The sequence below is a fragment of the Hymenobacter qilianensis genome, assembly GCF_014489555.1.
GTDB classification, from domain to species: Bacteria; Bacteroidota; Bacteroidia; order Cytophagales; family Hymenobacteraceae; genus Hymenobacter; species Hymenobacter qilianensis.
The window spans coordinates 3,532,612-3,550,987 of record NZ_CP060784.1 but is presented as its reverse complement, the minus strand read 5'-3'; the positions used below and the strand labels follow the sequence as shown (position 1 = coordinate 3,550,987).

13 protein-coding genes and 1 pseudogene are annotated in these 18,376 nt (G+C 55.8%); 6 read left to right on the top strand and 8 right to left on the bottom strand.

Translation table 11 applies throughout. The annotated features are described in order from the left end of the window. The first annotated feature begins 22 nt into the window (after nt 1-22). Nucleotides 23-676, top strand: coding sequence for a TetR/AcrR family transcriptional regulator (locus tag H9L05_RS15990; protein ID WP_187731784.1), 654 nt, complete (start codon nt 23-25; stop codon nt 674-676). 223 nt (nt 677-899) lie between these two features. Here H9L05_RS15990 and H9L05_RS15985 read toward each other — a convergent pair whose 3' ends face one another. Then, a complete protein-coding gene (locus tag H9L05_RS15985; RefSeq protein ID WP_187731783.1) occupies nt 900-3,089 on the bottom strand; it encodes a glutamine synthetase III family protein in 2,190 nt (729 codons plus the stop codon). 420 nt (nt 3,090-3,509) lie between these two features. Between H9L05_RS15985 and H9L05_RS15980 the strand changes: the two genes are divergently transcribed. From H9L05_RS15980 to mtaB, 3 genes and pseudogenes are all read left to right on the top strand, one after another. After that, a complete protein-coding gene (locus tag H9L05_RS15980; RefSeq protein WP_187731782.1) occupies nt 3,510-5,174 on the top strand; it encodes an LTA synthase family protein in 1,665 nt (554 codons plus the stop codon). Between the two features lie 99 nt (nt 5,175-5,273). Next, on the top strand, nt 5,274-5,636 hold the full coding sequence (locus H9L05_RS15975; protein WP_187731781.1) for a hypothetical protein: 363 nt from the start codon (nt 5,274-5,276) through the stop codon (nt 5,634-5,636). Between the two features lie 228 nt (nt 5,637-5,864). Further along, nucleotides 5,865-7,186 (top strand): annotated as a pseudogene (gene mtaB, locus H9L05_RS15970) (tRNA (N(6)-L-threonylcarbamoyladenosine(37)-C(2))-methylthiotransferase MtaB). Nucleotides 7,187-7,331: 145 nt separating this feature from the next. Here mtaB and H9L05_RS15965 read toward each other — a convergent pair. From H9L05_RS15965 to H9L05_RS15960, 3 genes are all read right to left on the bottom strand, one after another. Next, complete coding sequence (locus H9L05_RS15965) at nt 7,332-7,976, bottom strand: helix-turn-helix transcriptional regulator (RefSeq protein WP_187731780.1); 645 nt, start codon at nt 7,974-7,976, stop codon at nt 7,332-7,334. A 721-nt stretch (nt 7,977-8,697) separates the two neighbouring features. Next, nucleotides 8,698-9,066: an ABC transporter permease gene (locus H9L05_RS26320; protein WP_317174989.1), complete on the bottom strand. Its 369-nt coding sequence runs from the start codon at nt 9,064-9,066 to the stop codon at nt 8,698-8,700. Then, on the bottom strand, nt 9,045-9,941 hold the full coding sequence (locus H9L05_RS15960) for an ABC transporter permease (protein WP_317174988.1): 897 nt from the start codon (nt 9,939-9,941) through the stop codon (nt 9,045-9,047). Before H9L05_RS15960 ends, H9L05_RS26320 begins: the two co-directional genes overlap by 22 nt. Before the next feature lie 275 nt (nt 9,942-10,216). On the opposite strand from H9L05_RS15960, the gene H9L05_RS15955 reads away from it, so the two are divergent. Beyond that, entirely contained in the window at nt 10,217-11,494 is a 1,278-nt protein-coding gene (locus tag H9L05_RS15955; RefSeq protein ID WP_373285380.1) for an asparagine synthetase B, read from the top strand. Between the two features lie 94 nt (nt 11,495-11,588). On the opposite strand, the gene H9L05_RS15950 is transcribed toward H9L05_RS15955, so the two are convergent. Continuing rightward, the gene (locus tag H9L05_RS15950) at nt 11,589-11,885 is read right to left on the bottom strand and encodes a hypothetical protein (RefSeq protein WP_187731779.1); all 297 of its coding nucleotides are present in this window, start codon (nt 11,883-11,885) and stop codon (nt 11,589-11,591) included. A gap of 562 nt (nt 11,886-12,447) precedes the next feature. Here H9L05_RS15950 and H9L05_RS15945 point away from each other — a divergent pair. Then, entirely contained in the window at nt 12,448-14,331 is a 1,884-nt protein-coding gene (locus tag H9L05_RS15945; RefSeq protein WP_187731778.1) for a glycoside hydrolase family 2 protein, read from the top strand. Between the two features lie 278 nt (nt 14,332-14,609). On the opposite strand, the gene miaE is transcribed toward H9L05_RS15945, so the two are convergent. The 3 genes from miaE to lpxK form a co-directional block, all read right to left on the bottom strand. Then, nucleotides 14,610-15,218 (bottom strand): tRNA-(ms[2]io[6]A)-hydroxylase, encoded by a 609-nt coding sequence (gene miaE / locus H9L05_RS15940; protein ID WP_223284499.1) that lies wholly within the window; start codon nt 15,216-15,218, stop codon nt 14,610-14,612. A 99-nt stretch (nt 15,219-15,317) separates the two neighbouring features. Next, a complete protein-coding gene (locus tag H9L05_RS15935; RefSeq protein WP_187731776.1) occupies nt 15,318-17,105 on the bottom strand; it encodes a putative porin in 1,788 nt (595 codons plus the stop codon). A gap of 213 nt (nt 17,106-17,318) precedes the next feature. Then, on the bottom strand, nt 17,319-18,374 hold the full coding sequence (gene lpxK, locus H9L05_RS15930) for a tetraacyldisaccharide 4'-kinase (RefSeq protein WP_187731775.1): 1,056 nt from the start codon (nt 18,372-18,374) through the stop codon (nt 17,319-17,321). Nucleotides 18,375-18,376: the final 2 nt, after the last annotated feature.

Here is an 18,376-nt window from a genome sequence, read left to right as displayed (position 1 = left end):
AATTTTATGAGATATTTGTCTCATGAAAAATAAAACGCTCACCACTGGTCGAATCCAGCAGAAACGAGCGACCCGCACCAAAATTCTGGAAACGGCCCAGCGCTTGCTGCAAACCCAAGCCGCCTTTTCCCTCGAAGACGTGGCTCAGGCCTTGGGTATCTCCCGAGCCACTATCTACCGCTATTTTTCCGACGTGGATCTGCTCTGCGCGGAGGCTGCTCTCTCGTTCCAGGTCAAACAACCCGCCGATTTTGTGCTGGATACCCAGCACCTGGGCCTAGCCGATTCGCTGGCCTACGTGCAAGCCTACTACAATGGGTTGGCGCAACGCCACGAGCCCGCGTTCCGCAAATACCTGAGCGTAGTCCTGGCTGAATCGGTGAAGCAAGGCAGCGGTGCGTCGCTGCGGGGTGCCCGCCGGCTCGACGCGCTAGAAGCGGTGATGCGGCCCTACGCTGCCCAGATTGAGCCCGCAAACTACGAGCGCCTTAAGCAGACGGTCTCCGTCTTGACGGGCATCGAGCCCATGATTGTCAACAAGGATGTCAATGGCCTCTCGAATGACGCTTCCAATGATCTGTTGCAGTGGGCGCTGCAAATGATTCTCAAGGGCCTGGAAGCAGAAAAGGTTGGAACCGGGACGGCAGGCGCGTCTGGGAAAGCCAGCAATAGCTAGCCTGCGTCCTCTTTCGCGCGCGGCAGCCGCCGGGCAGACGCGTGCTTAATGCAACTTAACTTTAGCGACAAAAAGCCATACTACGCTTCAAAACAGATGTTTATGGTAAGCTTGGCTAAGCACCCAAACAAAAAAGCCGTCCCCACCCGGAAACGGCTTTTTTACTAGTATCGGAACCGGAGAAAATTCCCACCCAACCCCGGTCCGATCCTGTTCGCTAGGCTTAGTGCCGGAACATCAGTTCGCGGTACTTCACCAGCGGCCAGTCCTCATCGGCCACCATCAACTCCAGCTTGTCGGTGGAGCGGCGGATGGCGTCGAAACATGTCTTTACTTCGTCGCAGTAGGCAATGGCCCGGGCGCGAGTATCTTCAATTTTGTTTACTCGTTTGCGGCGCTCAATCATCTCCACCACAGTGGTTTTGATAGTTGAAATATGACGCGAGATAGCTTTAATAGTGTCCACCGTCACCTGCGAGAACTCATCGTCGAGGCCCAGCTCGCGCAGACCGCTAATGTTGGTGATCAGCTTGGTTTGGTAAGCGATGGCCGTCGGGATGACGTGATTGATGGCCAGGTCGCCCATAGTACGGCTCTCAATCTGAATTTTCTTGATGTAGTCTTCCAGCAGAATCTCGTGGCGGGCGTGCAGCTCTACGGGCGAGAAAATCTGGTGACGACCAAACAGATCCGCCGCGTCTTCGCGAATCAGGGCGTCGAGGGCTAGCGGCGTGGTGCGCACGTTGGCCAGACCACGACGGTTAGCTTCATCTTCCCACTCCTGCGAGTAGCCGTTGCCTTCGAAGCGAATTGCTTTGGATGAAATCACGTACTCGCGCAACACTTCCACAATGGCTACTTCCTTTTTCTTGCCCTGCTCAATCAGCTCATCTACCGACTCTTTGAAGTTGATCAGCTGCTCAGCTACGATGGTGTTGAGCACTGTCATGGCTGAGGAGCAGTTGGCTGAAGAACCCACGGCACGCAGCTCAAATTTGTTGCCGGTGAAGGCAAACGGCGAAGTGCGGTTGCGGTCGGTGTTGTCGAGTAGAATAGCCGGAATCTTGTCGATGCCAAGCTTGAGGTAAATATTGTCGCCTTTGTCGAGGGGCAGCTTAGCGGTACGCTCCAACTCATCCAGTACGGAGTTGAGCTGCGAGCCTACGAACACCGACATAATAGCCGGGGGAGCTTCGTTGGCACCCAGACGATGGTCGTTGGAGGCGGAAGCGATGCTGGCACGCAATAAATCAGCGTAGCGGTGCACGGCTTTGATAGTCGTAATAAAGAAAGCCAGAAACTGAAGGTTTTCTTTCGGACGACGACCGGGCGCCAGCAGGTTCACACCGGTGTCGGTGCTCATAGCCCAGTTGTTGTGCTTACCGGAGCCGTTTACGCCCGCGAAAGGCTTCTCGTGGAGGAGCACCTTAAAGTTGTGCTGCTCGGCCACCCGCTCCATGATGTCCATCAGGAGCTGGTTGTGGTCGACGGCCAGGTTAGCGTCCTCGAAGGTTGGCGCACACTCAAACTGGTTGGGTGCCACCTCATTATGACGGGTCCGCAACGGAATACCAAGGCGGTTGGCCTCTTCCTCGTAGTCGAGCATGAAGGCGTGTACCCGGCTCGGAATCGAACCAAAATAATGGTCTTCCAACTGCTGGCCTTTGGCGGGCGCGTGCCCGAAGAGGGTGCGGCCGGTCATTACCAGGTCAGGACGGGCGTCGAAGAGGGCTCTATCTACCAGAAAATACTCCTGCTCAATACCGAGGGTCGTATTTACCCGGTTTACGTCCTTGTCGAAGTACTGGCATACATCAACTGCAGCCTGCTCCAGAATAGCTAGCGACTTGAGCAGCGGCGCTTTATAGTCGAGGGCCTCGCCGGTATAAGCCACGAAAATAGTGGGAATACACAGCGTTTTGGCGCCAGCGGTTTCAATGATAAAGGCCGGCGAAGTTGGGTCCCAGGCAGTATAGCCGCGTGCCTCGAAGGTATTGCGGATACCACCACTGGGGAAGCTCGACGCATCGGGCTCCTGCTGCACCAATGCTGAGCCCTTGAAGTTCTCAATCGGGCGGCCGTCGGAGTTAAGGTCGAAAAATGAATCGTGCTTTTCGGCGGTGGCGCCGGTCAGGGGCTGAAACCAGTGGGTGTAGTGGGTAGCGCCCTTGGCCATGGCCCAGGTTTTCATGGCCGAGGCCACGGCGTCGGCCACGCTACGCTCTACAGGCGTGCCTTGCTTTACGGCCGATTGTAGCTTTTTGAAATACTCGCCCGGCATAGTGGCGCGCATGGCATCCAGATTGAACACATTGCGGCCGAACGTATCGGAGCGACGCTCCCCAGACTGAACCACCGGAATAGGCCGGCGCTGATCTACGAGTTCGAGGGCTTTAAAGCGGAGAATTGCCATGTAAAGTTTGAGCGGGGTTAGTATTTCTATGGCAAATGTATAGTAATGATGCTTTATTTTCCAAATACACCTTCAAATTCAGGGTCATTTTGGAAAATAACAGCTGCTTTTGATAAAATACACCTAAATATTATAAGAACGTCATGCAGAGGCACAGCCAAAGCATCTCGCATGTTCATCAGGATTAGTAACCCTGCGTCACCACGCGAGATGCTTCGGCTGTGCCTCTGCATGATGTTCTGGTGGCAGCAACTGTCAGGGAAAATGCTCTGCTTTCATTCTCTCCCTACGGCGCTACCTTTGCGGCGTGAGAAACCGCTTTGCCTTCCAGCCATGGTATTTTTTGTTCTGGCTGGTTTTTTTTGTGGCCGCGAAGGCTATTTTTCTGGGTTACCACACGGCCAAAACGGCTGAGTTGTCGTGGGCTACCGTGGGGGCATTTTTGGCTACGGACTGCGGCTGGATGCTTCCACAGCGGCGTATTTGTGTATTCTGCCGTTTGTGCTGCTGCTGGGGGGCAATTTGGCCGGTCCGCGCTTCCCCACCGACCGACTGATTCGCTTCTACACGGCCGTAATGGGCGTGGTGGTCAGTGCCTTTACCGTGGCCGATCTGGAGCTGTACCGCGCCTGGGGCTTCCGCCTCGATGCTACTCCCCTACAGTATATTGACTCACCTGCGGAAATGATGGCCTCGGCTGGCAGTGCGCCCGTGCTGCTACTGGGGGGCGTTTTTGGCGCTTTGCTGGTGCTGGGCTGGGTGTTATATAAAAAACTGGTGGGTCGTCTGCCAGCATTGCCGGCCGGCTTTGGGCGGCTGCGGGCGGCGCTGGTTAGTCTGCTGCTGTTGGCCCTGCTGGTGGTGCCCATGCGCGGCGGGGTGCAGCAAATTCCGATTAATCAGAGCGACGTGTATTTCTCCAGCCAGTCTTTTGCCAACCACGCGGCCGTAAACGTGCCCTGGAACGTGCTCAACTCGCTGATGCTCAAGAATACGGGCCCGAATCCGTACCAGTTCATGCCCGATTCTATAGCCCAGCGCATCGTAAAGCAGCTTTATGCGGCCCCGACTACCGCGACCGGGGCCGATTCGGGCAACAATATTCTGCGCACGCCTCGGCCTAACGTGCTGTTTATCATTCTGGAGAGCTTCACCGCAAAGTTTGTGGCCAGCACGGGCGGCGAGCGGGGCGTAACGACAACGTTGGACAGTCTGGCCCGCACGGGCGTGCTGTTTAAAAACGTGTACGCCAGCGGCGACCGAAGCCAGAAAGGCCTCGTGGCGCTGCTCAGCGGCTACCCCAACCAGCCCACGGGCAGCATTATTAAGGTGCCGCGCAAAACGGAGCGCCTGCCCCACCTGGCGCGCTCCTTCCAGCAGGCCGGCTACCGCAGCGCCTATTATTATGGGGGCGAGCTGGCCTTTGCCAACATGAAAAGCTACCTCGTGGCCGCCGGCTACGACCAACTCACCGAGCGCGCGGATTTTGCCCCCCAGGAGCAAAACTCCAAGTGGGGCGCCCACGACCACATCCTTTTCAACCGCATTCTCACCGATTTAAACCAAAGGCCCGCCACCCAACCTTTCTTCCTCACGGCCTTCACCCTCAGCAGCCACGAACCCTTCGATATTCCGATTCCGAAGAAATTTCCCGGCACCAATGAAACGGCGCTGTTTCGCAACTCCATTTATTACACCGACTGGGCCCTGGGCCGCTTTTTGCGCCAGGCCAGCCAGCAGCCGTGGTGGGACAATACGCTCGTGGTGCTGGTGGCAGACCACGGCCACCCGTTGCCCGGCAACTCCTCCAATGAAAGTCCGGCCAAGTTTCATATTCCACTGGTGCTGGCGGGCGGCGCGTTGCGGCCGGAAGCGCGGGGCCGCGTGGTTGCCAGCTTTGGAACTCAAACTGACGTTGCTACCACCTTATTGTCGCAGCTCAATCTGCCGACCCAGGAGTACGCTTGGGGCCGCGATTTGCTGCGGCCGGGGGCAAATCTTTCGCGTTTTATAACTTCAACGATGGTTTTGGCATGCTCACGCCGGCCGGCGCCGTCACCTACGACCACGTCGCGCGGCGCGTGATTTCGCGGGGGGCGAAGGTACCCGAGGCGCAGGTGCAGCAAGGCCAGGCGTATCAGCAGGTATCGTTCGAGGATTATCTGCAGAAATAACGGCCTCGCCATGAAAAAGCTTTTGTTCGTTTATAATGCCGATGCAGGCTTAGCCAATGCCTTGCTGGATACGGCGCACAAAATCTTTTCGCCCCGCACCTACGCCTGCTCTCTGTGCGGCATCACCTACAGCCTCACCAGCATGCGGGCTGAATGGAAGGAATTTTTGCAGGCCTTGCCCGTAGAAGCTCGTTTCCTGCACCGCGACGAGTTTCAGCAGCAGTTCCCGGCACACAGCAAGCAGGAGTTGCCAGCTGTATTTTGGGAAAATGGCTCTCACGAATTGATTCCGTTGCTAACGGCCACTGAAATGGCTCCACTGAGTTTGCCAGAGCTAATGCAGCGCCTACAACAAGCAACACAAACTGCCTAATGTCGACGCTAAACCTCCAGAATAGCAGAACAATGTAGAAACGCAAAATATTGCGTCTCGTCGTTGCTGATGTTGTTTAGGTGGCGTGGTTCCAGTCGTTCAACCATGAGACGCAAAATATTGTGTCTCTACACCATTTGGGCAGGGTAGCTTCTGGTGGGGCATTTGGGCAATTGCATTGTGCATCAGTGCTAAAACCTGTGTTCCTTCGTACCTTTGCGGCTTCTTATGGAAACCAAGAAAGTTGCTTTTTATACGCTGGGCTGCAAGCTCAATTTCTCCGAGACGTCCGCCATTGGGCGGCAGTTTGAGGAGCGCGGCTTCCGCAAAGTCCCCTTCGAGGACGCGGCCGATATTTACGTCATCAACACCTGCTCCGTCACCGACCACGCCGACCGCAAGTGCCGGAAAGTGGTAAAAGAGGCTCTGAAGCACAATCCGGAGGCTTTCGTGACCATTGTGGGCTGCTATGCGCAGCTTAAGCCCCAGGAAATAGCCGAGATTCCAGGCGTGCATGCCGTGCTGGGCGCGGCCGAGAAGTTCCAGCTCGTGGATATTCTGGCCGGCTTCGAAAAAGCCCCCAGACGCAGGTGTACGCCAGCCCCATCAGCGCCGCCACCGAGTTTCACGCCGCCCACTCCTTCGGTGACCGCACGCGCACGTTTCTGAAAGTGCAGGACGGCTGCGACTATTCCTGCTCGTTTTGCACCATTCCGCTGGCTCGCGGCAACAGTCGCTCCGGCAGCGTGCAGAGCGTGGTAGAGCGCGTGCAGGGTTTGGCGACTACTGGCGTAAAAGAAATTGTGCTCACCGGCGTAAACCTGGGCGACTTCGGTTTGCAGGGGGCAAATCGGGAGCGGCTGGAAAACTTTTACGATTTGGTGCAAGCGCTGGACAACGTGGATGGCATCAACCGCTTCCGCATCTCCAGCTGCGAGCCCAACCTGCTTACCGACGACGTGATTCGCTTTGTGGCGCAGTCGCGGCGGTTTATGCCGCACTTTCACATTCCGCTGCAAAGCGGCTCGGATAAGATTCTGGGATTGATGCGACGCCGTTACCGCCGCGCTCTCTACGCCGACCGGGTGCGCCTCATTAAGGAAGTAATGCCCCACGCCTGCATCGGCGTAGATGTAATCGTAGGTTTTCCGGGCGAAACGGAGGAGGATTTTTTGGAAACCTACCAGTTCCTGAACGATCTGGATATCAGCTACCTGCACGTTTTCCCTTATTCGGAGCGCGAAAATACCCTGGCGCCCACCCTGCCCGGCCGCGTGCAGGACCGCGTGCGCCACGAGCGTACCACGCAGCTGCGCAGCCTGTCGGAAAAGAAAAAACGTCATTTCTACGCTCAGCACGCAGGTCTGGAAGCGGAAGTCCTCTTCGAAGACGACGTGACCAATGGCGTAATGGAAGGCTTTACGCCCAACTACATCCGCGTAGCTGCCAAATACGACCCGCTAATGGTAGGCGAACTGAAGCGCCTACGGCTCACGGCAGTTAACCCACAAGGGCAAATGGAAGCAGAGGAAGTAGGCGTGTTTGCCTGATTCAGAATCGCGGATTCATCGGATTTTGGTGACGATTAATTACTACTACACTCACCACATTTATTGACCTAAAAAGCCCCCGGAACTAATCTGGGGGCTTTTTTAGGTCAATCAAATCGTCTCCGAAATCCGGCGAATCCGCGATTTAGATGGCTTTACGCATCAAATCCAGCATCTGCTGCATCAGCCGCTGCTGCTCCTGCAGATGATGATTACGCATCTCGGCCATGGCCAGCTGGTGAGCCATTTGCTGCGTGTAAAGAGCAGTTTGCCAGCCGGGGTCTACGGGGTTTGGGGGTGTTGCTGCTGATGCAACTGCTGTGGGCGTTTCTGGCGTGGGTGGTAGCGCGGGAGCAGCGGCAACTGGAGCCGCTATCGGGGCGGCGACTTCGGCCTCGGGCGCAGTTGGGGTTTTAGGTGAAGAAATTTCGGCGGCGGGTTTTGCAATGGAAGCAGCCAGCGGGGCAGCGGCCGCAGCGGCTACGGGGGGCTTTTCTCTGGCTGGCGCCGGCTTGGCTGAGGCGGGTTCCATACGCGCAGAATCATGCGTTTCTTCCGCCTGCTCCGCCACCATTGGCCCCACACCCTGCAACAACCAGTCTTTTGATAGATTTGGATATACTTCAAATACCTTACACAAAAGGTCAAACCCCGGCTTATTTCGCTCATCTACCAAGTGCTGAATCACGGTAGCTGTCTTGTCGAGCGACGCAGCAAAGGCATTTTTAGAGATACCCAGGTAGGCGATAAATTGCGCAAAGCGCTGACCAACAGTTGCATTTTCAGCCATATTCAAAAGGTTGTTGCGTTATAATTCGCAAGATATAACCAAATGAATAAAAGCATCCTTTTTTACTTAAACTTTGCTGCATTATCTTCTTTCAACTTGAGGGGGATATTCAGTGCAGAATTAGGTGAGTAATACACTTCTTATTATAAAGATGATTAGCGAGCCTACGCGGACTGTGAGGATTTTTTACTAACAAAAGGCGGTCATGCAGAGGCGGAGCCGAAGCATCTCGCTTGCGGTCATGAGGTTACTAATCCTGCGTCAGCACGCGAGATGCTTCGGCTCCGCCTCTGCATGACCGTTTTTTTGTTTATTGTCTCTGCGCTCTGATTCGGTAGAGATGTGCAGAAGCTGAGCATTTTCTTCTTTGGTAAATTCTGAGGGGCAATTTTCTTATTTCAAATTCTGACTATCGCGACTTCTATAAAAGCCTGCTGTCAGTGCAGCGCTGCTCAACTATCGATCTTCATTTCAGCTTTTATACCGATGCTGGAACAGCAATGATAACGCGCTTCAAGGCCGTAACTCGCGTGGCACTTGTAAGTGCACAGTTCGTGTGGCGTGGCGGCCACAGGTAAGCTGGTGCGGATAACTAGGAGCAAGTTCGAAGCAAATTTCGACAGACAAGAGCCCGGTTTTGTCTTATGCAAACGCCCGCCTCCGGTATCCAGAGGCGGGCGTTTATTATTCAGTCAGGCTGGCGAAGCCAAGGCCTCCGCTCCTATTCGTAGCGTAGCGACTCAATCGGGTCGAGGCCGGCGGCTTTGCTGGCGGGGTAATAGCCCGAGGCCAGGCCAACACTTACGCAGATCACCAGGCCAATTATCATCCACAGCCAGGGCACCAAAAATTCCCCACCACCAGGAATAAAGAGCGAAATAGCATTGCCCCCAGCCACGCCCAGCACAATTCCCAGCGCGCCGCCCATCACGCAAATCACGATGGCTTCAATGAGGAACTGCTGGCGAATCTGCAGGGCTGTGGCGCCGAGAGCCTTCCGAATCCCGATTTCGCGGGTGCGCTCCGTCACCGATACCATCATGATATTCATGAGGGCGATGCTGGCGCCTAACAGCGTAATAAAGCCCACAATAAAGCCCCCATCCGCAGGTTTCCCGACAAACTATCGAGGGTAGCCACAGCGGAGTCGCTGCGCTCCAGCTCAAATGAGTCTTCCTGCCCGAGCCGGTCGCCGCGCACGGCGCGCATGATGCCGGTAGCCTGGCCCATGATAAAATTCAGGTTGTCGGGGTCGGTGGTGGCGGTTTTGATGTCGAAAGTGAGGGCCCGCTGCCGGGGCAGCTGGTTGCCGGTAATCAGGGGGATGAGCACGAGCCGGTCGGCGCCGCCGCCCCCGCCCATGCCACTGCCGCTGGCTTCGAGCTGCCCGATTATCTGGAAGCGCTGGCCCAGAAAAAACACGTACTGATCGATGGCGGATTGATTGGGGAATAGCTTGTCCTTGATTTCGGTACCCACAATGGCCACATTGGCGCCCACCTCCAGCTCAGAGGGCGAAAACGAGCGCCCGGCCTCCAGGTTGTAGCTCTGAATGCGCAGGTAGTTCTCGTCGCCGGCTACCACCTGCATATTGGGGTTGGTTTTGAGGCCACCCGCTTTTACTTCGGTAGCGCCGGTGATGAAGGCGGAAATGCCCACCTGTGCATCGTCGCCGAGGCGCTCTTTGTACTGGCGGGCCTGTAAGTAGTTAATGGCCGGATAGGTACGCCCCTGCACGCCGCCGCGCCGAAAGCGGTTGTTGTAGCCCTTGGCCGTCATCTCAAAAGAATTGGCCCCCAGACTGGCAAACGTGTTGGTCAGCGACGACTTGATGGCGTCGATGGCGGTGAGAATGCCCACCAGCGACATAATGCCGATGCTCACGATAAGGGCCGTGAGCACGGTGCGCAGCAGGTTACTCTGGATGGAACGGAAAGCCTCGCGGATGTTTTCTAGCAAGTGCATAATAGCGGCCTGAGGGCGACAAGACGAAAAGAAGAAGACCGAGAAAAAACCTTTCAAATCGGCCTGTATTAGCTGGCAGCCTTGATTTGGGCCGATGCCTGGTGATGCAAGTTAGCCGGTTTTGGGCAGATTCCAGCCGGGTTTTGCTACCTTTAAATCATGGCTAAGCGCTGCCTTTTTTCGTTCTGTATCCGTCTTTGCCTGATTAATCGTTATCTGCCTATCCCGGTTATAGCCTGTATTGTGTCTGCTCACTCTTTGACTTCAAGCATCTGATGATCCTAAAACGCTTTTCGCTTCTTCTGTTGCTGGCGGCCCTGTGGCTGGGGGCTCCGCTGGCCGCCTGGGCCAACCAGATTCTGATTCCGATGGATGCGGCGCAGAAAGAGCACCTGAAAGCCTACGGCGCCACTTACTGGCTACTCAGCAAGCAGGTGGAGGTCGATTGGCTGCTCAACTATCGCGGGGGGGCTTTTTCCTGTGCCGTAGCGCCGGGCATTGAAAATGAGCTGACTGTGCGCGGAGTGAGCTTTCAGGTGATTTCTTCAGCTCAGTACGGCAGCATTTTGCAAGAAATAGCTGATCCTAATGCCAATATGGACATTATGAAGCTGGAGAAAGTGCCCAAAATCGCGGTGTACACGCCCAAGGATAAGCAGCCCTGGGACGACGCCGTGACTATGGTATTGGCTTACGCCGAAATTCCCTACACCCAGATTTACGACGACGAAGTGCTGCGCGGCGACCTGCCCAAGTACGACTGGCTGCACCTGCACCACGAAGATTTCACGGGTCAGTACGGCAAGTTTTATGCTTCTTACCGCAACCGCCCCTGGTATCAGCAGCAGCAGCGCGATTCGGAAGCGGCCGCCAAGCGCAACGGCTTCGCCAAAGTAAGCCAGATGAAGGGGGCCGTAACGGTGAAAATGCAGGAGTTTATTGCCGGCGGGGGCTTTTTGTTTGCCATGTGCTCGGCCACTGACTCCTATGATATTGCTTTGGCTGGCCTGGGCCTCGATATGGTAGAAAGCATGTACGATGGTGACCCCGCCGATCCTACGGCCCAGACTAAGCTCAACTTCAACCGCACGCTGGCTTTCAAGGACTTCCAGCTCGTGCGCGACCCATATCAGTACGAATACTCCAGCATCGACATGCAGCCCTACGAGCGCGGCGTGTACGAAGACAACGACTATTTTCAGCTCTTCACCTTCTCGGCCAAATATGACCCGGTGCCCACCATGCTCACCCAGAACCACGAGAAAACGGTGAAGGGTTTTATGGGCCAAACCACCGCTTTTCGTAAAAGCCTGGTGAAGTCCGACGTCATTGTGATGGGCGAAAACAAGCAGTCCAACGAGGTGCGCTACATGCATGGCACGCTGGGCAAAGGCACCTGGACTTTCTACGGCGGCCACGACCCCGAAGACTACCAGCACCTGGTGGAAGAGGAGCCCACCGACCTGGCCCTGCACCCTAACTCACCCGGTTACCGACTTATTTTGAACAACATCCTGTTTCCGGCCGCTAAGAAGAAAAAGCAGAAGACCTGAGAAACGTTGACCTAACACGCTGGGCGAAAACTCAAGCATCAAAAAAGCCCCCCAGAAAACTTCTGAGGGGCTTTTTTGATGCATTACGCTGCTACTACTTTGCGGTAGTAAGCTGGGCTGTTGGGGTAAGCTGCACAATTTGACGGGGCAGCGCCGGGATGTCTTCGTTCTTATAAGGGTCGATATCCAGCGTCAGCTGCACCAGTACGGGCTGCCCATTGGCCACCCCCGATACGATGAGCTGGTAGGCCATGCCGCCTGCATCCGTCATATAGCTTAGTTTAAAGCCTTTAGCCGGCTTGCCGGCTATGTAGCACTCAAAGGGCGCCATGTCGGTGCGCTTGTGCTCTCTCTTCATTTGCCTGGCAAATTCCTCTGGCGCCGTTTTCATGACTGCGTAATCCATGTAAATCCAAGTCATGTCGTATTTATCGCACTTTATCTGGTACGGGCTTGTGCTCGTGCAGCCCTCTGCAACTTCTAGATTCTGTCCACAAAAGTTAACCGAGGGCGTCGGCGTAGGAGGTGTGGCTGGTGCTGCTGTCTGACCAAAGGCCACGGATGAGCAAAACAACAAAACGAGAGTACAAATGCTTTTCATGGCTATAAATATGCGCATTATCCAGGTATCACAAAAATATTCAACTCAGTAACGCACAAACTACTGTCTGTCTTGACGTATCTGCTGAACTGACTTCAGTGAAATTTAATTTATTTCTACAAACAGTGTGCCTCTATATTTTCACATTCATCTTTCAGGTGTTTTGTAAGGTTGAGCCAGGCTCCACTGTACCCGCCGGAAGGCAAGCCGGCGCGAAAGCACAGGTTCTTTGCCGTATATTCATACACGAAACGAATTAGGCCGTATGGAGGACTTGGGGGGCAAATTTCGGAACCCTGCCTACACTTGCCCCTGATTTACGTTCGCCCCGACTACCCTTAACCCCGTCCGTATGGATCTTGATCATTCCAATTACGGCTTTTCGGCTAGCAAAGAAGAAGACCGCCTGCCCGAAGACCTCGCCAACCCCCTGCCCCGGGCGGTATTACGATTTAACTCCTATTCTCTCCTCGACGGCGAATGGCGCTTTGCCATCGACGAGGCCGACGCGGGCCTGCATGAAGGCTGGCACCTGGGCTACGACTACAAGCACACGGCCCAATGGCCGGGCTCCATCGAGGAGCACATGATAGAATCCAAAGAACACCCCCACTCCACTGGCTGGAACGATAAGATCGTAGCCTGGTATGAGCGTGAATTCACCCTGCCGGAGCTGGACGAGTCTTTGGAACAGTCGCGCACCATGCTCCAGCTGACGTTTGGGGCCTGCGGCTACGAAACACGGGTGTGGCTGAATGGCCGTTTGCTTCGCACCATTGAGGGCGAAGATGTGCACTACGGCGAGTACACGTCATTTTCTTACGAGCTGCGCCAGGAAAATCTGCACCTAGTGAATCGCCTTACCGTGCGCATTGCCGACACGATGGATGCCGAGACCCCACGCGGCAAGCAGGAGTCGCACGTGTATAAGCGCGGCGGTATCTGGTACCAAACCTACACCGGCGCGGTGCGCAGCGTATGGCTGGAAGTAGTTGAGCGCAACCGTCTTCGCTCCCGCGTGGGTGTAGTGAGCATAGTGGAAGACCAACTGGTCCGCTTCAATTTCACCACCCGTGTCCATGACCCCGGCTGCTATACCCTGCGCCTCAAGGTATTTGAGCGCGATATGGCCGACGACAGCACTCCGCTAGCTACCTCCGATTTTCCGTTGCGCTTAGAGGCCGGCCAGAAATCGCAGCGAGTGGTGCTGGAGCTGCCTGGCGCGAAGCTATGGTCAACCAGCTCGCCTCACCTGTATCGTATCGTGGCCCAGCTTATTGACTCTGAGCAGTACACGGCTCAAATTGAGACGTATTTCGGGCTGCGCAAAATAGAAGCCCGAGGTCGCTATGTGTACCTGAATAACCAGCCCATCTACCTCGATGGGATTCTGTACCAGCCGGGCACGGCCACTTACGAGGAAATGCGACGTCATATGTATGCGATGAAGGAGCTGGGCTGCAACCTGGTGCGCGTGCACATCGCCGGTGTCGATCCGCGTATCTATAACCTAGCCGATGAGCTGGGCTTGCTGCTTTGGGTGGAAGTACCTAGCCCGCACAGCTCTACCCCGCGCAGCCGCCAAAATCATCAGGCCGAGCTGCTGCGGATGGTGGCGTTGATTGAAACGCACCCTTCAGTCGTCATCTGGAGCTTGTATAATGAGGACTGGGGCGCACAGGATATTGCTACCAACCCCGAAACGCGGTCTTATATCGTTGATATGTACCACTATATGCAAATTGCGCACCCGCAGTTTCTGGTGGTTGATAACGATGGCTGGCACCACATTTCGCACACCGGCCGCCTGAAGTCCGACCTGCTCACGGCCCACCTCTACACGCCCGACCTGGACCGCTGGCGCGAGCTGCTCGACCGCCTTGTTGCGGGCGAAATGGAAGGCACAGCCGCCTTTCCGCTCGTCGTGGGCGACCCGTTTTTCTTCCGCCGCCAGGTACCACTCATCGTTAGTGAGTGGGGTGGTTTCGGCTTTCCCGACTACGGTGGCCCCAAAGACGCAAATGAGCGCACGGAGCGCATTCGCGATTTCAAACGCGAATTGCGCGCCCGCCCCATCGCCGGCGACGTGTATACCCAAGCTACCAACATTGAGGAGGAACGCAATGGCCTCATCGACGCGCAAACCGGTGAATTAAGTGTGCCACCGGGCCTGCTGGCTTCTCACTCAGAGGAACAAGAAGGTCAGCCTCAGCCTATTGAAAAACAGATTTCTTAAAAGGTATTTTAAGTTAACAGGAACGGCGCAGACGATAAGACGCAAGATTTTGCGTCTTATCGTCTGCGCCGTTTGGGTTCGTCGTTAGCGCCAATTGTACAACGGCGAGACGCAAAATGTTACGTCTCTACCGCGTTCTGTCACTTTAAGCCCTACTTCAAACAACTTCCTATCGCCACACCAAAAAAGCCCCCAGAAGTTGTCTGGGGGCTTTTTTGGTGGGTGTTTACTTTTTACCAGCTCATGAAGCTTTCAGCCGTAGTTACCGTAGCCGCATGCTAGTGCATGCGGTCGTCGCGCACGGGGAGGTTGGTTACGATTTCGCCTTCAATTTGCAGTAGCTCTTGCAAGCGTGCATCTACCTCCTGCTTGTCGCAATATTCCTTGGCAAGCTCCACGTAGCTGACGAAGTGCCCGGCTTCCGATACCATTAGCTCGTAGTAAAACTTCGATAGCTCGGGGTCCGGAATGTGTTTCCACAACAGCTTAAACCGCTCACAGCTACGGGCTTCTATCAGCGCGCTTACCAGCAGCTGATCCATCAGCTGCCGCTCACGGGCGCCGCCTTTGCGCACATGAGCCATGAGCTGCACCACGTACTCGTCGCGGCGCGGACGGCCTAGCTCGTGGCCGCGCTTGCGCAGTTCGTGCAGCACCCGCTCGAAGTGAGACCACTCCTCGGCTACCAGCTCAGTCAGCTCATCGACCAGCCGCGTTTTTTCGGGATACTTCACAATCAGGCTGATGCCCGTACTGGCCGCCTTCTGCTCACAATAAGCATGGTCGACGAGAATATCCTCAATGTTCTTGCTGGCAATATCCACCCAACGCGGGTCGGTATTGAGCTTGAGCTTGAGGATGGTTTTTTCTTTCGGCTCTTGTTCCACGGGATACATGGTTAAATGGTTGGGGGTTGAATGGCTGTTCGATTAGTAAGGCTGCCAGAACGAACAACCATTTAACCCCCAACCATTTAACCATTACTTCTAATCAAAAAACTGCCACTTCAGGCCCACTTCAAAGCGGCGGGGCAACCCGGTATAATAGGGCGTGGTGAAATAACCATTGCGGTGCAGGCCCTGGTTGAGATAAGCCATTTTCAGGAATACCGATACCGTCCGAATATCGATGTTCACGAAGGCATCGAGCAGGGAATAGCGCCGGATTCTGAACTGATCCTGCACGAAAAACTGCTGCGTACTGGGGCTATAATCGTAGGCCCGGAAGCGCGACTGGTAATAATACTCTGTTCCAATTTGGCCGAACAGCGCCTTTTTGAAGATGTAGCCTTGATAATACACCTTCGCGTTCGCCACCAGGCTGGGAATGCGTAGTCCTTCCTGGTCGCCGCCCAGCGTGTAGGTGCCCTGGTTGTCGGCAAAGAAGTTGCCGACCTGAAAGCGATGCCGCACCCCAACGATAACCAACTGCCGCTGCTCGGAGAGCTGGGCGGGCTCCGCTTGCTGGTTATAGTAAACGAGGCTCGAAATATTGGCCACTGCTACCGATGCTTGCAGCCGCTGCTTTCCCAGGGTCTGATCGAGGCGACCGGTAAGTTGATTGACGAAGGTATTTTCGAAACGACTGTAGTTGTTCCACACGTAATGGTTGCCGCTGAATTCGCGCTCCGTGAGCGTTGGGGCATAAGAAGCGCTGTAGAACTCGGCCGTAATTGGGCCGGTACGCGCGGCTGCTTTTCCCCAATACTCGGGTACGCGGCTCGCCTCGCCGGGCGCCGAAATGTCAGGCACTTTTATTTCTCCAGCGGCTTCCACCCCAAATATGCGGTACTTAAATGCCGCATTGCCCCCCAGAAATATCTGATTGAAGGTGCGTATAGGCACATTATCTTCCTGAACACTTTCCTCAATCTGGCTGCTGGCCGACAGGCGCGCCAAGCGGTGGCGGCCGTACAGCCGATATTCTACCAGCTTCGTGGCTCCCAGCACCCCTACGCTATTCTCGGCCTGCTCGAACGTCGCCCGATCATTCGTAACATTAGGGCTAAGGCGGGTGCGCGGGTAGTAAAGTGGGTCGGTGGGGCCGCGCGGAATGGCGTCGTCGTTGTAGCGATTGGTCTGGCGGCTTATGTCCATCACGTGGAAAGCCGTGAGACCTTTACCCAGCAGCCGATAGGTTTGGGCCAGATGGATACGGTCGCGGTCGTCGCGGTTTCTGGCTTGCGTTAGCCATACCCGCTCATCATCATACTCCAAAAGGTTTTGGGTCAGGATGCGGTTGTCGTCGCCGATATCTTCGGGCTGGGGTACGATACCGCCCTGCTCAATGGCTTCATGGCGGGCCGTATTCACGTTGAACAGCAAGTGATACCGGTCATCGGTGGTTTGATAGCGCACGAAAAAGAGCACGCCCGAGTGCTTGGTCAGGCCCTCAGAACCTACATCCGTAAAGATTTTATTTGAGGCAAACCGCTCGTAGGCGAAGCCCACATTGGCGTTGCGCTTAATGCTGCGGCTGTACGACAGCTCAAATACCTGCTCGCCGGTGCCGCCCTGCACAAAGCGAAAAAACGTGTAGGGCGAGCGAGTATCGTAGTACGGAATGGTGGCCGAGTTGCGCATGTACTTATCAAATACATTGCGGCCCAGACGCGCGCCCAGCTGGGTATTCGGCTCCCAAAGCAGACGGCGTGAGGCCGTGCCGCCGTTGCCCAGGTCCTGCTGAAATGTGCTGTCGTGGTACCAGTTGCGGGCCTGCTGCATCCCCACCAGGGTGGTATCTACCATGCGGCCCTCGTGCTTTTCGCGTAGCACATCGGCCTCCCGAATGACGAGGGTGGTTTTGGGACCGTACAGGGTTTTGGTAGTATCGTCGACGACCTGAGCCTGCGTGGTACGTGGGTCAAAAAAGCCCCCAGCAGCAGCAGCAGCCCTGTAAGCCAGCGAGAAAGCCGGCTACCTGGCAGCGCATGGACAGATACCAAACAGTTGGGCACAGATGTAGAGAACAACGAGAACAGCGAAATGTCAGACAACAGCTTGGGGCTGAAAGTAGGGAGAAAGCAACTGCCGCAGCCGGGTGGCGTCATCGGCCAGAAACTGAACGGTAATTGGGATATAAAAAACAGGCAGCTGCACCACCGCCGCCCGCAAGGCAGGCTCCAGCAGGCGCACGGCATCCTTCTGGGTGGTAAAAACGCAGTGGCCCGGTTGTAATTGTGCCGCTACCGCAGCCACCTCAGCCGCCGTGAAAGCGTGGTGGTCATGGAAGCTGGCGTGGTGCCTGATACGGTAGCCGGCCGCCGCCAGATATGCCCGCAGCGGCTCGGGCTGCGCAATGCCGGTAAGCAGCACGATATCAATGCCGGGGGGCTTTTTTTGGCTGCCTACCGCTATGGGCTCGCCGTAGGTATAGGTTGAAAAAAGAACCGGCACATGAGGCCGAGCATAGCGCCGAACATTGCGGGTTATTTCTTCGCGCTCGGCTGGAGTCAGCTTCTCGCTGCACTTCGTAACTATCACGGCATCGGCGCGGTGGGCTCCGGCGCGGCTTTCGCGCAGACGCCCGGCGGGCAGCACATAGTCGGTATAGAACGGGCGCTGCTGCTCGGTAAGCAGAATGCTGAGCGTGGGGCGGACGCGGCGGTGCTGGTAGGCATCATCCAGTACCACAGTCGTCAGGTCAGGGCGAGTTGCCAGCAGTTGGGTTAAGCCCGCCCGCCTATCCTCGGCCACGGCCACCGGAATTTGCCCCCCAAAGTCCTGATAATGCTGCAACGGCTCGTCGCCGATGGCGGCGGCGGTGGCAGCAGCATCGGCTAGGCGGAAGCCCTTGGTACTACGCCCGTAGCCCCGACTCAAAATGGCAGGTTTTGCCCCCCAGGCTTGTAGCTCAGCCACCAGCCAAGCTACATGAGGCGTTTTGCCCGTGCCCCCCACGCGTAGGTTACCGACACTTATTACCGGGGTGTCAAAAGCAAAAGACGATTTCAAGCCTCTATCATACAACCAGTTGCGCACTGCCATCACCCCGGCATAAAGCCAGGCAAACGGGAGCAGCAGCAAGACCAAGAAAGGTGGCATGG